14 protein-coding genes, 1 pseudogene and 1 riboswitch are annotated in these 16,188 nt (G+C 70.8%); of the genes and pseudogenes, 12 read left to right on the forward strand and 3 right to left on the reverse strand.

The window, feature by feature from the left end:
- Positions 1-113: 113 nt before the first annotated feature.
- Together DI269_RS01235 and DI269_RS01240 are read right to left on the reverse strand one after the other, a co-directional pair.
- Positions 114-1,145, reverse strand: coding sequence for a proprotein convertase P-domain-containing protein (locus DI269_RS01235; protein WP_112133336.1), 1,032 nt, complete (start codon positions 1,143-1,145; stop codon positions 114-116).
- A 413-nt stretch (positions 1,146-1,558) separates the two neighbouring features.
- Complete coding sequence (locus DI269_RS01240; protein ID WP_157974686.1) at positions 1,559-2,521, reverse strand: hypothetical protein; 963 nt, start codon at positions 2,519-2,521, stop codon at positions 1,559-1,561.
- Between the two features lie 202 nt (positions 2,522-2,723).
- Here DI269_RS01240 and DI269_RS01245 point away from each other — a divergent pair, with 202 nt between their 5' ends.
- The gene (locus tag DI269_RS01245) at positions 2,724-3,338 is read left to right on the forward strand and encodes a class I SAM-dependent methyltransferase (RefSeq protein WP_112133338.1); all 615 of its coding nucleotides are present in this window, start codon (positions 2,724-2,726) and stop codon (positions 3,336-3,338) included.
- 169 nt (positions 3,339-3,507) lie between these two features.
- Here DI269_RS01245 and DI269_RS01250 read toward each other — a convergent pair whose 3' ends face one another.
- Positions 3,508-5,610 (reverse strand): RICIN domain-containing protein, encoded by a 2,103-nt coding sequence (locus DI269_RS01250; protein ID WP_112133339.1) that lies wholly within the window; start codon positions 5,608-5,610, stop codon positions 3,508-3,510.
- A gap of 220 nt (positions 5,611-5,830) precedes the next feature.
- Positions 5,831-5,937: riboswitch (TPP riboswitch) on the forward strand.
- Here DI269_RS01250 and thiE point away from each other — a divergent pair.
- The 11 genes and pseudogenes from thiE to DI269_RS01310 form a co-directional block, all read left to right on the forward strand.
- Positions 5,931-6,614, forward strand: a pseudogene (gene thiE / locus DI269_RS01255) (thiamine phosphate synthase); the annotation flags it as partial. It overlaps the preceding riboswitch by 7 nt.
- 179 nt (positions 6,615-6,793) lie before the next feature.
- Positions 6,794-8,089: a glycine oxidase ThiO gene (gene thiO / locus DI269_RS01260; RefSeq protein WP_112133341.1), complete on the forward strand. Its 1,296-nt coding sequence runs from the start codon at positions 6,794-6,796 to the stop codon at positions 8,087-8,089.
- 2 nt (positions 8,090-8,091) lie between these two features.
- Positions 8,092-8,277, forward strand: coding sequence for a sulfur carrier protein ThiS (thiS, locus tag DI269_RS01265; protein WP_408612252.1), 186 nt, complete (start codon positions 8,092-8,094; stop codon positions 8,275-8,277).
- A 2-nt stretch (positions 8,278-8,279) separates the two neighbouring features.
- On the forward strand, positions 8,280-9,068 hold the full coding sequence (locus DI269_RS01270; protein ID WP_112133343.1) for a thiazole synthase: 789 nt from the start codon (positions 8,280-8,282) through the stop codon (positions 9,066-9,068).
- Positions 9,065-9,892, forward strand: coding sequence for a bifunctional hydroxymethylpyrimidine kinase/phosphomethylpyrimidine kinase (thiD, locus tag DI269_RS01275; protein ID WP_198667033.1), 828 nt, complete (start codon positions 9,065-9,067; stop codon positions 9,890-9,892). Before DI269_RS01270 ends, thiD begins: the two co-directional genes overlap by 4 nt.
- 127 nt (positions 9,893-10,019) lie before the next feature.
- Positions 10,020-11,615: a phosphomethylpyrimidine synthase ThiC gene (gene thiC / locus DI269_RS01280; protein ID WP_112133344.1), complete on the forward strand. Its 1,596-nt coding sequence runs from the start codon at positions 10,020-10,022 to the stop codon at positions 11,613-11,615.
- A 288-nt stretch (positions 11,616-11,903) separates the two neighbouring features.
- Entirely contained in the window at positions 11,904-12,347 is a 444-nt protein-coding gene (gene rplM / locus DI269_RS01285) for a 50S ribosomal protein L13 (protein ID WP_112133345.1), read from the forward strand.
- Between the two features lie 20 nt (positions 12,348-12,367).
- Complete coding sequence (gene rpsI, locus DI269_RS01290) at positions 12,368-12,934, forward strand: 30S ribosomal protein S9 (protein ID WP_112133346.1); 567 nt, start codon at positions 12,368-12,370, stop codon at positions 12,932-12,934.
- A 206-nt stretch (positions 12,935-13,140) separates the two neighbouring features.
- Positions 13,141-14,469, forward strand: a complete 1,329-nt coding sequence (glmM, locus tag DI269_RS01295; RefSeq protein WP_112133360.1) for a phosphoglucosamine mutase — start codon at positions 13,141-13,143, stop codon at positions 14,467-14,469.
- 81 nt (positions 14,470-14,550) lie between these two features.
- Positions 14,551-15,441: a LemA family protein gene (locus DI269_RS27485; protein WP_198667034.1), complete on the forward strand. Its 891-nt coding sequence runs from the start codon at positions 14,551-14,553 to the stop codon at positions 15,439-15,441.
- A 76-nt stretch (positions 15,442-15,517) separates the two neighbouring features.
- Positions 15,518-16,174, forward strand: coding sequence for a hypothetical protein (locus DI269_RS01310; RefSeq protein ID WP_112133347.1), 657 nt, complete (start codon positions 15,518-15,520; stop codon positions 16,172-16,174).
- Positions 16,175-16,188: the final 14 nt, after the last annotated feature.

Here is a 16,188-nt window from a genome sequence, read left to right on the forward strand (position 1 = left end):
CCGCCTCAGGGGTTGACCACAGAGGACATACTTGGTTCCGCGGTGGATACAGTGGAGGGCCGGGCGCGAATGCGCCCGGCCCTCTGCGCGAGTCCTGGGGGACCGGCTTTCGGTTAGATGCTCAGGGACCAGCTGTTGAACGTGCCGGTCGAGCCGCCGCTGTAGGTGTCGGTCACCAGCAGCGTCCAGGTGCCGGACCTCGCCTCACTCGACAGGTTGACGCTGTAGGTGCGGCTGCCGAAGTTCCCGGTGGCCGAGCTCGACGCCTGGATCGTGCGCACGGTCCCGTCGGGGGCCTGGAGCTGGACCTGGATGTCGCCGTAGTACGGGTGGGTGACGTTCACCGTCACCGAGCTGGTGGACGAGGCGGAACCGGTGCAGCTCAAGGTGACCGCGCGGGTGATGGTGCCGCCCTCGGTGATCGTCCCGGCGGTGGTGTTCGACCCGGAGCACCCGGTCGGGGTGCCGCCGCCGGAGCCGCAGTAGGTCGTCAGGTGCGACTGGATCGCGGACTTCTCGGCGGAGTCGACGGTGAGGTCGTACAGGTATTTGACGTGGGTCCAGGCCTTGACGTAGTCGCAGCGCAGGCCGGTGGTGTTGACGGGCATCCACTCAGCGGGGTCGTAGTCGCTCTTGGAGGAGTTCGCGGAGGTCGTGGCGATCCACAGCTGCGGCGAGTTGATGTCGTTGGCGAAGGCCTGGCGCTCGGCGGTGGTCCACGCCCAGGCGCCGGAGGCCCAGGCCTCGGAGAGGGCCACGACGTGGTCGATGGTGGCGTTGGAGACGGTGGTGGTCCAGGTGTTGTCGAAGTCGGACTGCCAGTTGCCGGAGGTGGGCTGGCAGCCGTCGCTGGTGACGACGTTCTGGCCGTCCCGCTTGAGGACGTACTGGCGGGCGGTGCAGCCGCCCGAGCCGCTCACGGAACGCCAGTGCGGGAACAGGTCCCGGTCGTAGGTCGAGCCGTGGGACTCGGCGGCGACGGTGAGCGCGTTCAGTTCGGACTGCGCGGTCGCGGTCGAGGGGATGCCGGGCGGGCGGACCGCTTCGGCGGGGGACGCGTCGACCGCGAGGACGGCCAGCAGCGCGAGCGCGACCGCGGCCAGCGCGGCCAGGGCGCGGCGGGGGAGGAGGGTGAGGGAGGACATGTGCAGCTCCTGAGCAGGGTGATGGGGAACCGGCGGATCCGGTTGCGGGGGAGCGGCTGACGGGGGATGGGGCATCGGCCTCATTCGATGTAAACATGGGATCATCGGTTAAGGCAAGACCTCCGGACGAATGTTCACGAGCCGGACACGACGCTGCCGCCCGGCCGAAGGCCGGGCGGCGGCGTCGTTTTGGTCTGGGACGGACGAGCGCTGAGGCCGAGTGCGGTCCGGCGGCGCCGCGCCGATTGAGTCCGGACGCCCTCCGGGCGTCTGTCTGTCCCCTTTCGGGTGACACGGGCCGCGGCGGGCCCGGTTTTTGTCGTACCCCTCGGCAACGCTGGCGGCTACGGTCCCCTTTTGGGTGGGTGGGGGCTAGGGATGGTCTACGGCCTTAAGCCCTTAGCGCGCGTCGGCTACTGGACCTCTCTGCGCGGGTTCAACTGGTCCACGAACCAGATGTCGAGGACGTCGGCGACGATCGCGACGACCGGGTCGTTCGCCTCCTCCAGCGGCTCGCCGTCGGTGCGGCCGATGACCACGTACATCAGGTAGTGCCCGTAGGTGTTGTAGCCCAGCTGGGTGTCGGCGCGGCCGAGCTCCTCGGCGCCGCCGTCGGTGCGCAGCACCGCGAACCCGCCGTCGAGGTCCCCGGCGATGGCCGCCCGCAGCTCCTCGGCCTCCGCTGCGGTGGACAGGTTCAGGACCCCCGCGGTCGCGGCGTACTCGCCCCCGGGGTCGACGATCGTCGCGCGCACGGCCTGCGTGCAGTCGGCATCCGCCAGCAGGTCGGCGAGTTCGTCGAGGGCGGCCTCGGCGCAGTCGGCCAGCTCCTCGGTCTGGAGGACCTCGTACGCCCCGGCGGCGCCGGCGGGCGTGATCGACTCGGTGCCGAACAGCTCCGCGACGGTGAGCGGCGCGGCGTCGGTCTCGCGGCTCGCGATCGGGTCGACGACCTCGGGCGCACCCGCGGATTCGTCCCCTGTGGACTCCTGTTGGGCGCCGTCGCTCGGCGCGGCCGGGTCCGGCTCGCCCTCGCGCAGGACGATGAACGCGCCCGCCGCGCAGGCGGCCGCGACCGCGAGCCCGCTGACGATCGCGAGCGCGACGAGCCACCACTTGGTGCGGCGCCGGGCGCGCTGGGCGGCGCGGCGCAGGGGACGGGACGCCTGGATGTGATCCAGGTGCGCCTCCATCTCCTCCTCGGGAGAACGGGTCGAGTCGAGCGCGAGCCGATCGCGCTCCTCCTGACTGAGCCGGACGGTCGGCGCGTTCATCTGCGCGCGCTCGTCGTACTCAGCCCAGTCGAATCCCGGTTCGTGCTGGTTCCGGTGCCCCGCCTGCTGCGGGACCCCGAACGGGGACGGGCCATGTGCCATGAGGGCAGCTTAGACCCGGATGCGGGCGAAACGGTGAATCGTTCCCCCTGGAGATGGACGGCCCGAGCGCCGTTCATCTCCACGGGTGACACGCCGCGGATGCCATGTGACATGTGATATTCCACCGCCCCGGAGCAGGGTTCGGGACGCACGCCTCTCTCCCGCCCGGTCCCGCCGCCCCCGCCCGGCGGGACGGGTGACAATGTTCGATGTGTCCGAGCAGCCTGAGCACTACTTCAGCGAGCAGCCCGCGGTCGACGACCGCGAGCGCACCATCGGGTTCGAACTCGACGGCGTCGAGTACGAGCTGACGACTTCGACCGGCGTCTTCTCCGGCGGCCGCCTCGACCCCGGGACGAGCGTGCTCCTGCACAAGGTCGTCCTGCCCGAGGCGCCCGGCGTCTTCCTCGACCTCGGCTGCGGCTACGGGCCGATCACCAAGGTCCTCGCCCAGCGCGAGGACGCCGAGGTGTGGGCCGTCGACGTCAACCGCCGCGCCCTCGACCTGACCCGCCGCAACACCGAGGGCGTCCCCGGCACGGTCCACGCCGCTGTCCCCGAGGAGGTCCCCGCGGACCTGCGCTTCGACGAGATCTGGTCGAACCCGCCGATCAAGGTCGGCAAGGACGCCCTCCACGAGCTGCTCGACACCTGGCTGCCGCGCCTCAAGGACGGCGGCGTCGCCTGGCTCGTGGTCTCCAAGCACCTCGGCGCCGACTCGCTCGCGCGCTGGCTCGCCGAGCGCGGCTGGGCCGTGGACAAGCACGCGAGCGCGAAGGGCTACCGGGTCCTGCGCGTCGACCGCGCCGCGGCCTAGCCGCCGGTCGTCCGCCTGCTCGGCCCCGGCTGCCCGAACCGGGCACCCGGAGGCGGGCGCCGTCGAGCGGCGGGCGGTCCTGCGAACGTCAAGAGGCGGTGGGGCGCAAAGCACCCCACCGCCTCGCCGTGCCGCCGGGCGCGATGCGCCCCGCGGCCCGGTCGTACCGCTACTGAATGCCTTCCTTCACGAGCCGCCACTGCTGGCACGTCAGGCCGTTGGCGGTGTACTGCTGCGCCACGGCGCCGTCCGCTGTAGAGCAGCCGTCGATCTCAAGGAGCTTGCCGCTGTTGGCGTTCGCGAACGTCCAGTAGCCGCCGCTGGTCGCGGCCGTCCACGACTGGGTCGCGTGGCCGGTCGAGGCCCACTGGGCCGCGTCGACGCCGTCGGCGGTCTGCGCCGAGGGGATCTCCAGGAGCTTCCCGCTGTTGCGGTTGGTGAACTTGACCGTGGCCCCGCCGGTGACGGTCCACCGCTGGGTCGCGTGGTTCGTGTCGCCCCACTGGCCCACGGCCGCGCCGTCGGTCGTCAGGGCGCTGACGACTTCGAGGTACTTGCCGCTGTTGCGGTTCTGCACCTGGAAGACCGGGTCGAGCGCGGTGCTGCGGTACAGGTGGATCACGTCGAGCTCGGCGAAGTTGGTCGCCTTGGTGAACCGGATCGTGTTGGCGCCGGCGTTGAGCGTCACCGACTTCTGGGCCCACCCGAACCGGCCCCAGTCCACAGTGGCCGGGTAGCTGATGGAGGAGGCGGTCCCGCCGTTGACGCTGACCGAATGGGTCGCGGCGGAGCCGTACCCGTTGTCGTAGCGGACGTTCATCGTGTAGGTCCCGGCGGCCGGGACGTTCACGGTGAACTCGACGTAGTCGCCGGTGTCGTTGATGTTGCCGATCTTCGAGCCGTTCGAGGCCTGCACGTGCGTGACCGTGGAGACGCTGTTCAGGGCGGCGTTCTCGGCCTCGTACTGCTGGGCGTCGAGCGGGATCGAGCCGACGCGGACGTCGTTCAGGTCGGTGGTCGTGTTCTCGACGTTCACGGCCTGGTAGAGGGTGCGGCCGTCGGCGCTGTAGTCGATGCCCTGCGCGAAACCGGAGAAGTTCCCGCCCTGGGAGTCGGTGGCGTCGTAGGTGACCGCCATCGGCAGGCGCTCCCACGGGCCCTCGCCGAGGTTGTAGTTGACGTAGAAGTTCTGGCCGCCGTCGATGTTGCCGCTCGCGTCGAGCGACCACTTCGATGCCACCACGACCATGCCCTGCGGGCCGCCCGACGGCACCCACGTCACGTACGGGGAGGAGCCGATGCCGCGGCCGTTCGCGAGCTGGATCGGGGTGCCGATGCTGGTGGTCGTGCCCCAGTTCAGGCCGTCGTCGGAGGTCTTGTAGTAGACCGGCGCGGTGTTGTTGGACTGGCTGGGGCGGTTGACGACCTCGAAGGTCGCGAGGTAGCGGCCGTTCGGCAGGGTGGTCACCGTGATCATCCCGGGCCGGTCGCTCTGGTTGGTCGGGGCCGAGACGTTCACCAGGGAGCCCCAGGTCTGGCCGCCGTCGGTGGAGCGGCGGTAGGAGACGGCCTGGAGGACGCCGTTCGCCTTCTGGCGCTCGTCGGAGAAGTACGCGACCAGGCCGCCGTTCGCGTCGATCGCCAGCGACGGCTCCCACACGGTGGTGGTCGTCGAGGACGGGGACGGGTCGTAGACGGCCGGGCCGCCGGAGTCGATCGTGGACAGATAGCTCCAGCTGGTGCCCTGGTTCGTGCTCTTGTAGACGACCAGGCGGCTGGTGGAGCGGTCCTCGGGCATGACCATGCCCGCCAGGAGGATCGTGCCCGCCGTCAGGTTCCCGGTGGTCTCGGTGACCTCGAACAGGAACGGCTGCGCGGTGCGGGTGAGCGCGGGGAAGGTGTCGCTGGGGTTGACGTCGGTGACGTGGGTCCAGCTCGCGCCGTCGTTGGTGCTGCGGTAGATCGGGTAGACCTGGTCGCCGTTCTGGAGGACGAGCTGGTCGTAGGTGACGATCTGGGTGCCGTTGGAGCTGCCGGAGTTCTTGAGCACGATGATCTTCGCGTAGGTGGTCCCGGCGGGGGTGCCGCCCTCGGGGTTGAACGAGCTGCCGGCCGCGGGCGAGTAGACGAGCGCGCCGTTGCCGGTGGTGACCGCCGCGGCTGGAGCGGGAGCCCACGCGATGGACGCGGCCATGGCGGCCGCGAGGGCGAGGACCGCCGCGAGGAGGAGCGCGCCCCCTCGCCGGAGGTCGAGGAGTTGAGCTTGTCGCATGAGGGACTCCCGTTCTTTACAACGTTGTAGTATGGGTGCGGGTCATCGTAAGACTTGAATGGGCTGGAGGTCAAGCCCCAGGTCACAGGTGTAAAACCGGACGCAAACGGGCCGCGGAGGGCAATGGCGACAGCCCGGCGGACCCGCGAAGCGACGTGTCCGCATGCCGACACACCGGTTGCGAAACCCGCTCGCGATGGCGTAGCGTGACGGCCGAACAACAAACCCGCGGGAGTCCGATGCATCGGGCTGAGAGGGGACTGGGTAGTCCCGACCGTCGAACCTGATCCAGGTCATGCTGGCGCAGGGAGAAGGAGCCTATGCGAGCCGTTCGCCTACCCCGTCTGCACGTCATCACCGACACGCGCATTGCGGTTGCGCCGACTCCTGCCTGTGGCCGGGAAGCGGGCGCCTCCGACACTTTCGAAGCGGTTGCGCGACAGCGCGATCCGCTGCCTGCGGTCGCGGCCGCGCTGGCCGCCGGGGCCCGCCTCGTCCAGGTCCGGCCCGAGGACCACTACACCGACCGGGCCGCCTTCGACCTCGCCGCCGCCGTCGCGGAGCTGTGCGACGGGTACGGGGCGGTGTGCCTGGTCAACGACCGCGTCCACATCGCCCAGGCCGTCGGGGCGGACGGGGTGCACCTCGGTGCCGAAGACCTTCCGCTCGACGCGGCGCGGCGGCTGCTGCCCACCGCGATCATCGGCGGCACGTGCCGCGACCCCGAATCGGCGCGCGCTGCGCGCCGGGCCGGGGCCACGTATCTCGGGGTCGGGCCCGTCTGGGGGACCACCACCAAGACCGGTCTGCCGCAACCGATCGGACTCGACGGCCTCGCCGCCGTCTGCGAGGCCGTCGATCTGCCGGTGATCGCCATCGGCGGCATCACCGCCGAACGCGCGGCCCGGTGCCGGGAGGCCGGGGCGCACGGCGTCGCGGTCGTCGGCGCGATCGCGGCCGCTGCCGATCCCGCCGCGGCCACTGCGGAACTCCTTGCGGCCGTGGGTGAGGAGCCCGGTCCGGACTCTCGGTCGGCTGCTGCGGGGGTGGACGAGCTGCGAACCGGACTCGGCCGCTTCTACGGCGCTGCGGGTCCGAACCGCGAGCCGAGAGTCAACCCAACGGACTCCAACGGAGGGCCGGGGCGAACGCCCGGCCTCCTGCGAGGGACGGGCGCGGCCTGATGCGCGCCGCCGCCGTCGTCGGCGCCGGCTCGATCGGGCTCGCCGTCGCGTGGCGGGCCGCCCAAGCGGGGAACGAAGTCGTCGTACACGACCCCGAACCCGGTTCGGGCGCCTCGCGCGTGGCCGCCGGCATGATCGCGCCCGTCACCGAATCCCATTACGGCGAAGCGGCTTTGACACCGTTCATGGCCGCCTCCGCCGACGCCTGGCCCGTCTTCGCCCGTGAACTCGAAGCCGCCTCCGGGCTGGCGGTCGGCTTCCGCGACGTGCCGACCGTGGTCGTCGGCGTCGAGGACGGCGACCGCGCGGAAGTCGAACGCCAGACCGCGCTGTACCGGCTCACCGCAAGGGAAGTCGAGACCCTGTCCGGCCGGGTCCTGCGCCGGGCCGAACCGCTGCTGAGCCACCGCGTCCGCGCCGGGGTCCTCGCGGCAGAGGACCGCGCAGTTGACCCGCGCGCCGTGCACGCGGCGCTGCTGGTCGCCGCCGAACGCGCGGGCGTGCGGTTCGAGACGAGTGAGGTCGAGGACCTTGCGGATGTCGACGCCGACCAGGTCGTCATCGCGGCCGGCTGCGGCTCGGCCCGGTTCGGACTCCCGGTGCGGCCAGTGCGCGGCGTCGTGCTGCGGCTCAGGGCCGCAAGGGAACAGGCGGTCCCGCGGACCACGGTGCGCGGCTACGTCAAAGGGCACTCGGTGTACATCGTCACGCGCGAGAACGGCGAGGTCGTGGTCGGCGCGACCAGCGACGAACGCGGCTTCGACCGCACCACCGGCACCGCCGGGGCCGTCCACGACCTGCTGCGGTGGGCGATCGAACTCGTGCCCGAGACCGCCGAGTACCACCTCGACGAAGTGAGCGTCGGCTTCCGGCCCGGCACTCCTGACAACCTGCCGATCATCGGCCGCATCGACCACCGGACGGTCGCCGCGACCGGCCACTACCGCAACGGCATCGCCCTCATCCCCGCCACGGCGACCGCGGTCGCCGCTCTGCTCGCCGGGGGCGACCCCGGCCCGATCGCGGCATTCGACCCGGCGAGGTTCGGGCCGGTCGACGGCGAGGGTTTCGAGGGCAGGGCGAAGCGCCGCGCTGCCCCGTTCGCAGGCACCCCCGAATCAATCGTGCCCGGCGGGTCCGACAGTTCCGACCGCTCCGATTCGGTGGGCAGCACGAGGCGTCAGGTGACGCCGTTTTCAGCCGCCCCGGACACAAGGGTGCCCGGCGGGTCCGACATTTCCGAGCCCGGCGAGTCCGGCGGCCCCGACGGTTCTGAAATCGAGGAGGAAACGTGAAGATCCAGCTCAACGGCCAACCGCGGGAAGGGATCACGACCGTCCTCGACGCCATCGCCGCCGTCACCGAGGCGCGGCGAGGGATCGCCGCGGCCGTCAACGGCGAGGTCGTGCCGCGGTCCGAATGGGACCGGCCGCTCGCCGACGGCGACGCCGTCGAAGTCCTCACCGCCACGCAAGGAGGCTGACCATGGAACCGCACCTCACCGCCGACGCCGCGCTCACCATCGCCGACCGGACCTTCGGGTCCCGCCTCATCCTCGGCACCGGCGGTGCCGCCAACCACGCCCAGCTCGCCGAGGCGATCAAGGCGTCGGGGACCGAACTGGTCACCGTCGCGCTCCGACGCGTCGACCCGGGCGCATCTGGGTCCATTCTGGACGTCATCGAGCAGTGCGGCGTCGGCGTCCTCCCCAACACCGCCGGGTGCTTCACCGCCGAGCAGGCCGTGCGCACCGCCCGGCTCGCCCGCGAGGCGTTCGACACCGACTGGATCAAACTCGAAGTCATCGGCGACGAGGACACCCTCCTTCCCGACCCCGTCGAACTCCTCGACGCCGCCGAGACCCTGGTGCGCGACGGCTTCACGGTCCTGCCGTACACCAGCGACGACCCCGTCCTGGCCCGCCGCCTCGAAGACGCCGGCTGCGCCGCGGTGATGCCGCTCGCCGCGCCGATCGGCACCGGCCTCGGCGTGCGCAACCCGCACAACCTGGCGCTCATCTGCGAACACGCGAACGTCCCCGTCATCTGCGACGCCGGGATCGGCACCGCCTCCGACGCCGCGCTGGCGATGGAACTCGGGTGCTCCGCGGTCCTGCTCGCGACCGCCGTCACGCGCGCCGCCGACCCGGCCCTCATGGCCGCCGCGATGCGCGACGCCGTGAGCGCGGGCCGCGCCGCCCGGCTCGCCGGGCGCATTCCCAAGCGGCACTTGGCGAAAGCATCGTCAGCGTTCGAAGGGATGGCCGAACTGTGAACCGTATCCACCCCCAGCCGCCGATCGCACTGACGATCGCCGGCTCCGACTCCGGCGGCGGCGCAGGGATCCAGGCCGACCTGCACACCTTCGCCGCGCACGGGGTCCACGGCACCAGCGTGCTCACCGCGATCACCGCGCAGAACACGCGCGGCGTGACCGCCGCCGAGCCGGTCGCGGCCGATCTGGTGCGCGCGCAGCTCGACGCGGTGCTGGCCGACTTCCCCGTCGCGGCAGTGAAGACCGGGATGCTCGGCGGGGCCGAACTACTGGAACTCGTGGCCGAATACGGCCAGGCCGACCGGCTGCCGAACCTCGTGGTCGACCCGGTCATGGTCACCACGACCGGCGACTCGCTGTACGCGGGCGACCCGGCCGCGTACCTGGGCGGGCTCGGGCCGCTCGCGACCGTCCTGACGCCGAACCTGATCGAGGCCCGGCAGCTGCTCGGCCGCGAGATCGACTCGGTCGAGGAGATGCGCGAGGCCGCCCGCGCGCTGGCGACTTATGGACCGCGGGCGGTCCTGGTCAAAGGCGGACACCTCGATCGCGACGGTGACTCTGCGGTCGATGTGCTGTGGTGCGACGGCCAGATGCTCGACCTCGCCGCCCCGCGGGTTCCCACCCGCAACGACCACGGCACCGGCTGCACCCTCGCCTCGGCCATCGCCGCCCGGCTGGCGCTCGGACACCCGCTGCCGCAGGCGGTCGCGGGAGCGAAGGTCTACGTCACTGAAGCTTTGAAGGCCGCCGCCGACTGGCGCCTCGGCACCGGCCGCGGACCCCTCCACCACCATCACGGCCGCAAGAGCGCGGCCATATGAATCGCGGGCATCGCAAACACCGCCGCAATCGGGAGTTGCGGGCCCCCGGTTCCAACCCTGCGGCATGGGTACGACAGTTCGCGCCGCCCCTGCGCGATCGATTGATCGAGATCACTGAGGAGACAGCATGAACGGCAGAAGCAAGGTCTATGTCGAGGGATCGCGGGCGGATGTCCGGGTTCCGTTCGTTGAGGTCGCGTTGAGCGGCGGGGAGCCTGCGGTGCGGTTGTACGACACTTCCGGGCCCGGGTCGGAGCCCGAGGTCGGGTTGCCGCAGTTGCGGGCGCATTGGATCGCCGAGCGCGAAGGTGAGGTCGACACGATCGAGCACAGCGGGACCGTGCTTCCGTGCCGTACCCAGTTGCACTACGCCAAGCAGGGCGTCGTGACGGCCGAGATGGAGTTCGTTGCCGTTCGCGAAGGGCTCGCGCCCGAGTTCGTTCGCTCCGAGATCGCCGCCGGGCGGGCCATCCTGCCCGCGAACGTCAACCACCCCGAGACCGAACCGATGATCATCGGGAAGAACTTCCTCACCAAGATCAACGCGAACATCGGCACCTCCGCCGTCTCCGACTCCATCGCCGCCGAGGTCGAGAAGCTCACCTGGGCCGTCAAGTGGGGCGCCGACACCGTGATGGACCTCTCCACCGGCAAGCACATCCACGAGACCCGCGAGCACATCATGCGGAACTCCCCGGTCCCCATCGGCACCGTCCCGCTCTACCAGGCCCTGGAGAAGGTCAACGGCGACCCGGTCAAGCTCACCTGGGAGGTCTACCGCGACACCATCATCGAGCAGGCCGAGCAGGGCGTCGACTACATGACCGTCCACGCCGGGGTCCTCCTGCGGTACGTCCCCCTCGCCGCCGACCGCGTCACCGGGATCGTCTCGCGCGGCGGGTCGATCATGGCCGCGTGGTGCCTCGCACACCACCAGGAGAACTTCCTGTACACGCACTTCCGCGAGCTGTGCGAGATCTTCGCGGAGTACGACATCGCCTTCTCCCTCGGCGACGGCCTGCGCCCCGGCTCCATCGCCGACGCCAACGACGAGGCCCAGTTCGCCGAGCTGCGCACCCTCGGCGAGCTCACCCACATCGCGTGGGAGTACGACGTCCAGGTCATGGTCGAAGGCCCCGGGCACGTCCCCATGCACAAGATCAAGGAGAACGTCGACCTCCAGCAGGAGATCTGCGGCGAGGCCCCCTTCTACACGCTCGGCCCGCTCACCACCGACGTCGCGCCCGCGTACGACCACATCACCTCCGCGATCGGCGCCGCCATGATCGGCTGGTTCGGCACCGCGATGCTCTGCTACGTCACCCCGAAGGAGCACCTCGGGCTCCCCAACCGCGACGACGTCAAGGAGGGCGTCATCGCCTACAAGATCGCCGCCCACGCCGCCGACCTCGCCAAAGACCACCCGCAGGCCCAGGCCTGGGACGACGCCCTGTCCAAGGCCCGCTTCGAGTTCCGCTGGCAGGACCAGTTCAACCTCGCGCTCGACCCCGACCGGGCCCGCGAGTACCACGACGAGACCCTCCCGGCCGAGCCCGCGAAGACCGCGCACTTCTGCTCCATGTGCGGGCCGAAGTTCTGTTCGATGAAGATCAGCCAGGAGTTGAAGGAGTACGCGGCGAAGGGGATGGCCGGCAAGAGCGAAGAGTTCGCCGCGTCCGGGGGCCGCGTGTACCTCCCCGTGGTCGACGCCGCCGAATCGTAGATCCTATAGGATCTGTGATTCCGGGTCGCGTGAGAGCTGTATCCGAGGTCACGGCGGCCGCCGTCAGGGCGGCCGCCACCACCGCGTAGACTTGGCAGCTGTTGTTCGAGTGCCTCCGCACCGGGCCGTGCACACGGCCCGCAAGCTCCACCGCGGCGGCTCTGTCCAACGAATCCCGGACGGCCGCGATGCGGCCGGCGCGCGCCGCACGCGGCCGCGGGGATTCAGGCGGTCCCGCCCTCATCTGCGGGATTCGTTCCACACCGACAACGAAAGCTAGGTAACACTGTGCCGACGTACACTCCCAAAGCGGGTGACCTCGACCCGCAGTGGCTCGTGATCGACGCGACCGACGTGGTGTTGGGTCGTCTCGCGACGCACGCAGCCGAACTGCTCCGCGGCAAGCACAAGCCCACGTTCACGCCGAACGCCGACACCGGCGACTACGTCATCGTGGTCAACGCCGACAAGGTCGTGCTGACCCGCAACAAGCTCCAGACCAAGAAGGCCTACCGCCACTCCGGCTTCCCGGGCGGTCTCAAGGAGAAGTCCTACGCCGAGCTGATGGAGAAGGCCCCGCACAAGGTGGTCGAGAAGGCCGTCCTCGGCATGCTGCCCAAGACCAAGCTCGGTCGCAGCGTGTACAAGAAGCTGAAGGTCTACGCGGGCCCCGGACACCCGCACGCCGCCCAGCAGCCGAAGCCGTACGAGATCACCAAGGTCGCGCAGTAGGCGCGGGCAGGAGCAGACACATGAGTGACGAGATCCAGGCCACCGAGGCCGTCGAGACCGAGGCCCCCGAGGCCCCCGCCGCCGAGACCGTCGAGGTCGCCGAGGTCGAAGAGACCCCCGTCGCCGTCGAGGTGCCGGTGGAGGTCCCCGCCGACGTCGCCGCCGCGCCGTCCGTGCCCAGCATCCCCGCCATCCCGGCGGACCGCCCGATCCAGACCGTGGGCCGCCGCAAGCGCGCCATCGCCCGCGTCCGCCTGGTCGCCGGCACCGGCAAGTACGTCGTCAACGGCAAGAGCCTTGAGGACTACTTCCCGTCCAAGGTCCACCAGCAGACCGTCGCGGAGCCCTTCGTGACCGTCGAGGCCGGCGACAACTTCGACGTCCTGGTCAACATCCACGGCGGCGGCGCCACCGGCCAGGCCGGCGCGCTCCGCCTCGGCATCGCCCGCGCCCTCGTGGAGATCGACCCGAACACCCGCCCGGCCCTCAAGGCCGCCGGCTTCCTGACCCGCGACGCCCGCGAGAAGGAATCGAAGAAGTACGGCCTCAAGAAGGCCCGCAAGGCGCCGCAGTACTCGAAGCGCTAGCACGCCTTCCCTCTTTCCAGGGGGACGCGCTAGTCTGCACAAGCGACGGGGCTGCCGAGGAGGACATCCTCGGCGGCCCCTTTTTCCATGCCACCCGGCAGGCCGACCGGCACTGCCGCCGACCGATCGGTCCGGTCCCGGCCCGCAGTCCGCACGACCAGGGGCGCGAGCGCCGCACCGGCACCGCCAAGATGGGAAGCCACACCGTGTCACGACTGTTCGGCACCGACGGCGTACGGGGGCGGGCGAACGCCGACCTCACGCCCGAACTGGCACTGCGCCTCAACATCGCCGCCGCCCGCGTCCTCGGCGCCGCCGGCAGGCGCACCGTCGCCGTGATCGGACGCGACCCCCGCGCCTCCGGCGAGATGCTCGCCGCCGCCAGCGCCGCGGGCCTCGCCGCCGCCGGCGTCAAGGTCATCGACCTCGGCATCCTTCCCACTCCCGCGGTCGCGCACCTGACGGCCCTGACCGGCGCCGACTTCGGCGTCATGGTCTCCGCCTCGCACAACCCCATGCCCGACAACGGCATCAAGTTCTTCGCCGCCGGCGGCCGCAAGCTCCCCGACGACGTCGAGGACGCCATCGAAGCGGCCCTCGACGACCCCGCGCCGCTCCCGCAGGGCGAGGGCGTCGGCCGCATCGTCCGCTCCGTCGACCCCGTCGACTCCTACATCGAGCACCTCGTGGCCGTCTGCCCGAACCCGCTCGACGGGATCAAGGTCGTCGTCGACCCGGCGAACGGGGCCGCCACCGGCGCCGCCCCCGAGGCCCTGCGCCGCGCCGGCGCCGAGGTGGTCACCATCAACGACCAGCCCGACGGCCTCAACATCAACGAGAACTGCGGCTCCACCCACATGGAGGGCCTGCGCGCGGCCGTCCTGGAGCACGGCGCCGACGCCGGCATCGCCCTCGACGGCGACGCCGACCGCTGCCTCGCCGTCGACGCCGAAGGGAACATGGTCGACGGGGACGCCATCATGGCGATCCTCGCGCTCGCCATGCGCGAGGCCGGGACCCTCACCGGCGGGGTCCTCGTGACCACCGTCATGAGCAACCTCGGCCTCCACCAGGCCATGGGCGCGGCCGGGATCGAACTGGAGACCACCAAGGTCGGCGACCGGTACGTCCTGGAGCGCCTCGCCGAAGGCGGGTACTCCCTCGGCGGCGAGCAGTCCGGGCACATCATCCTGTCCGAGCACGCCACGACCGGCGACGGCTCCCTGACCGCGATCATGCTGCTCGCGCGCATGGCCGCCACCGGCCGCAGCCTCAAGGACCTCGCGTCGGTGTTCACCCCCGCGCCGCAGGTCCTGCTGAACGTGCGCGTCGCCGACAAGTCCGTCATCGACCACGAGGACGTCAAGAACGCCGTGGCCCTGTGGCAGGCCAAGCTCGGCGCCGACGGCCGGGTCCTGCTGCGGCCCTCCGGCACCGAGCCGCTGGTGCGCGTCATGGTCGAGGCCTCCGAGGAGCCCGTGGCGCAGTCGGTCGCCGCCGAGCTCGCCGCCGTCGTGGAGCATGCCCATTCCTGACGATTGACCTCCGTCTCTGCACGCGGGAGGGTGCCATTGGGGTGCCCTCCCGCTGGCATAGATGGACTAGGCTCACGGATTATGGACAACCCAATCGTCTGGATCCTGATCCTCGTTCTGCTCATCGGCCTGATCGTGCTGTTCGCCGTCATCGGCGGCCGCAACAAGCTCGTTCGGTTGCGGAACATCGCCCAGGAGTCGTGGGCGCAGATCGACGTCGAGCTTCAGCGCCGCTACGACCTGCTCGACAACCTGATGTACGTCGTGCAGCAGGCGGCCGGCGCCGAGAACGCGACCCTCCGCCAGGTGGCCGAGGCCCGCGCGATGGCGATGCAGGCCCGTCAGGACCCGAACGCCGGCCATGCCGCCCAGGGCGCGGTCGAGGGCCAGCTCGGGAACGCGATCCGCGGCGTCATCCACATGCAGGAGGCGTACCCGGCGCTCCAGACCAACCAGAACTTCCTCCAGCTCCAGACGGAGATGGCCGAGACGGAGAACCGGATCGCGGCCCCGCGCCGGTTCTACAACGCGAACGTGCGCGAGTACAACACCGCGCTCCAGGTGTTCCCCGGCTCGGTCTCCGCGAAGATGGGCGGCTTCAAGCCCGAGGAGTACTTCGAGCTGGACACCCCCGAGGCCCGCACGGCCCCGAAGCTGCGCGACATGGGCCAGCCCGCTTTCATGCAGCAGCCCCAGCAGCAGCAGCTGCCCCCGCAGCCCGCGCCCGGCCAGCTCCCCGGCTACGGCCAGCCGCAGCAGCCCGGCTACGGCGCCCCGCAGCCCGGGTACCAGCAGCAGCCGGCGCCTCAGCCGGGCTACGGCCAGCAGCCTCCGGGATACGGCCAGCCCCAGCAGCCCGGTTACGGCCAGCCGCCGCAGCAGCCCGGCTACGGCGCCCCCCAGCCCGGCTACCCGCAGCAGCCCCAGCAGCCGCAGCAGCCCGGGTACGGCCAGCAGCCCTACGGCCGGTAGCCCCGAACCGATCCCCCTGCCCCGGCGGCGCTCGCGAGTCGAGCGGGTCCGCCACGTGTAAGAAGGAATGCACCCCGTGGACAGCACCAACTGGCTCGTGTACGTCGGCTGCGGCCTGATCGTCCTGGCCGTCGCCTACTTCGGCTGGCGCGCCCGCCAGAAGAAGATCGCGATGTTCCGGGCCTGGGCGGCCCAGTACGGCTTCCACTACGAGCCGTCCGACAACTCGGTGACCGGCCTGTCGACCGAGGAGCCGTTCAACCTCGGGCACTCCCGCAAGGGCATCGACGTGTTCCGCGGGATGTACAAGGGCTCGCACATCGTGTTCTTCCAGTACCAGTACACGACCGGCTCGGGCAAGGAGTCGCAGACGCACACCAACCAGGTCGTCGCGATCGGCCTGCCCACGACCCGGCCGCTGCTGGACATCAGCCAGGAGAACTTCCTGACCAAGCGGTTCGCCAAGGACATCGACTTCGAGAACCAGCAGTTCAACGACACGTTCCGGATCAAGTCGCCGAACCGCCGCTTCGCCTACGACGTCATCCACGCCCGCACTATGGAGTGGATGCTCGCCGACCAGCGCGCCCGCTCGTACGTGTGGCGCTTCGAGGGTCCGTGGCTGATGACCTTCCGCTCCGGGGGGCTCAAGCTGGAGGAGGTCTTCTTCTACGCGGACTTCCTCATCGACATCTACGGCCAGGTGCCCCGGCACGTCTGGTCGAATAACTAGCGAGAGCACGGGGC

This window comes from Glycomyces dulcitolivorans, assembly GCF_003265355.1.
Lineage (GTDB): Bacteria > Actinomycetota > Actinomycetes > Mycobacteriales > Micromonosporaceae > Glycomyces > Glycomyces dulcitolivorans.

Bases quoted from the DNA above. Each gene is read 5' to 3' on its own strand.
- DI269_RS01235 (WP_112133336.1), bottom strand. From the start codon at position 1,145: ATGTCCTCCCTCACCCTCCTCCCCCGCCGCGCCCTGGCCGCGCTGGCC.
- DI269_RS01240 (WP_157974686.1), bottom strand. From the start codon at position 2,521: ATGGCACATGGCCCGTCCCCGTTCGGGGTCCCGCAGCAGGCGGGGCAC.
- DI269_RS01245 (WP_112133338.1), top strand. From the start codon at position 2,724: ATGTTCGATGTGTCCGAGCAGCCTGAGCACTACTTCAGCGAGCAGCCC.
- DI269_RS01250 (WP_112133339.1), bottom strand. From the start codon at position 5,610: ATGCGACAAGCTCAACTCCTCGACCTCCGGCGAGGGGGCGCGCTCCTC.
- thiO (WP_112133341.1), top strand. From the start codon at position 6,794: ATGCGCGCCGCCGCCGTCGTCGGCGCCGGCTCGATCGGGCTCGCCGTC.
- DI269_RS01270 (WP_112133343.1), top strand. From the start codon at position 8,280: ATGGAACCGCACCTCACCGCCGACGCCGCGCTCACCATCGCCGACCGG.
- thiC (WP_112133344.1), top strand. From the start codon at position 10,020: ATGAACGGCAGAAGCAAGGTCTATGTCGAGGGATCGCGGGCGGATGTC.
- rpsI (WP_112133346.1), top strand. From the start codon at position 12,368: ATGAGTGACGAGATCCAGGCCACCGAGGCCGTCGAGACCGAGGCCCCC.
- DI269_RS27485 (WP_198667034.1), top strand. From the start codon at position 14,551: ATGGACAACCCAATCGTCTGGATCCTGATCCTCGTTCTGCTCATCGGC.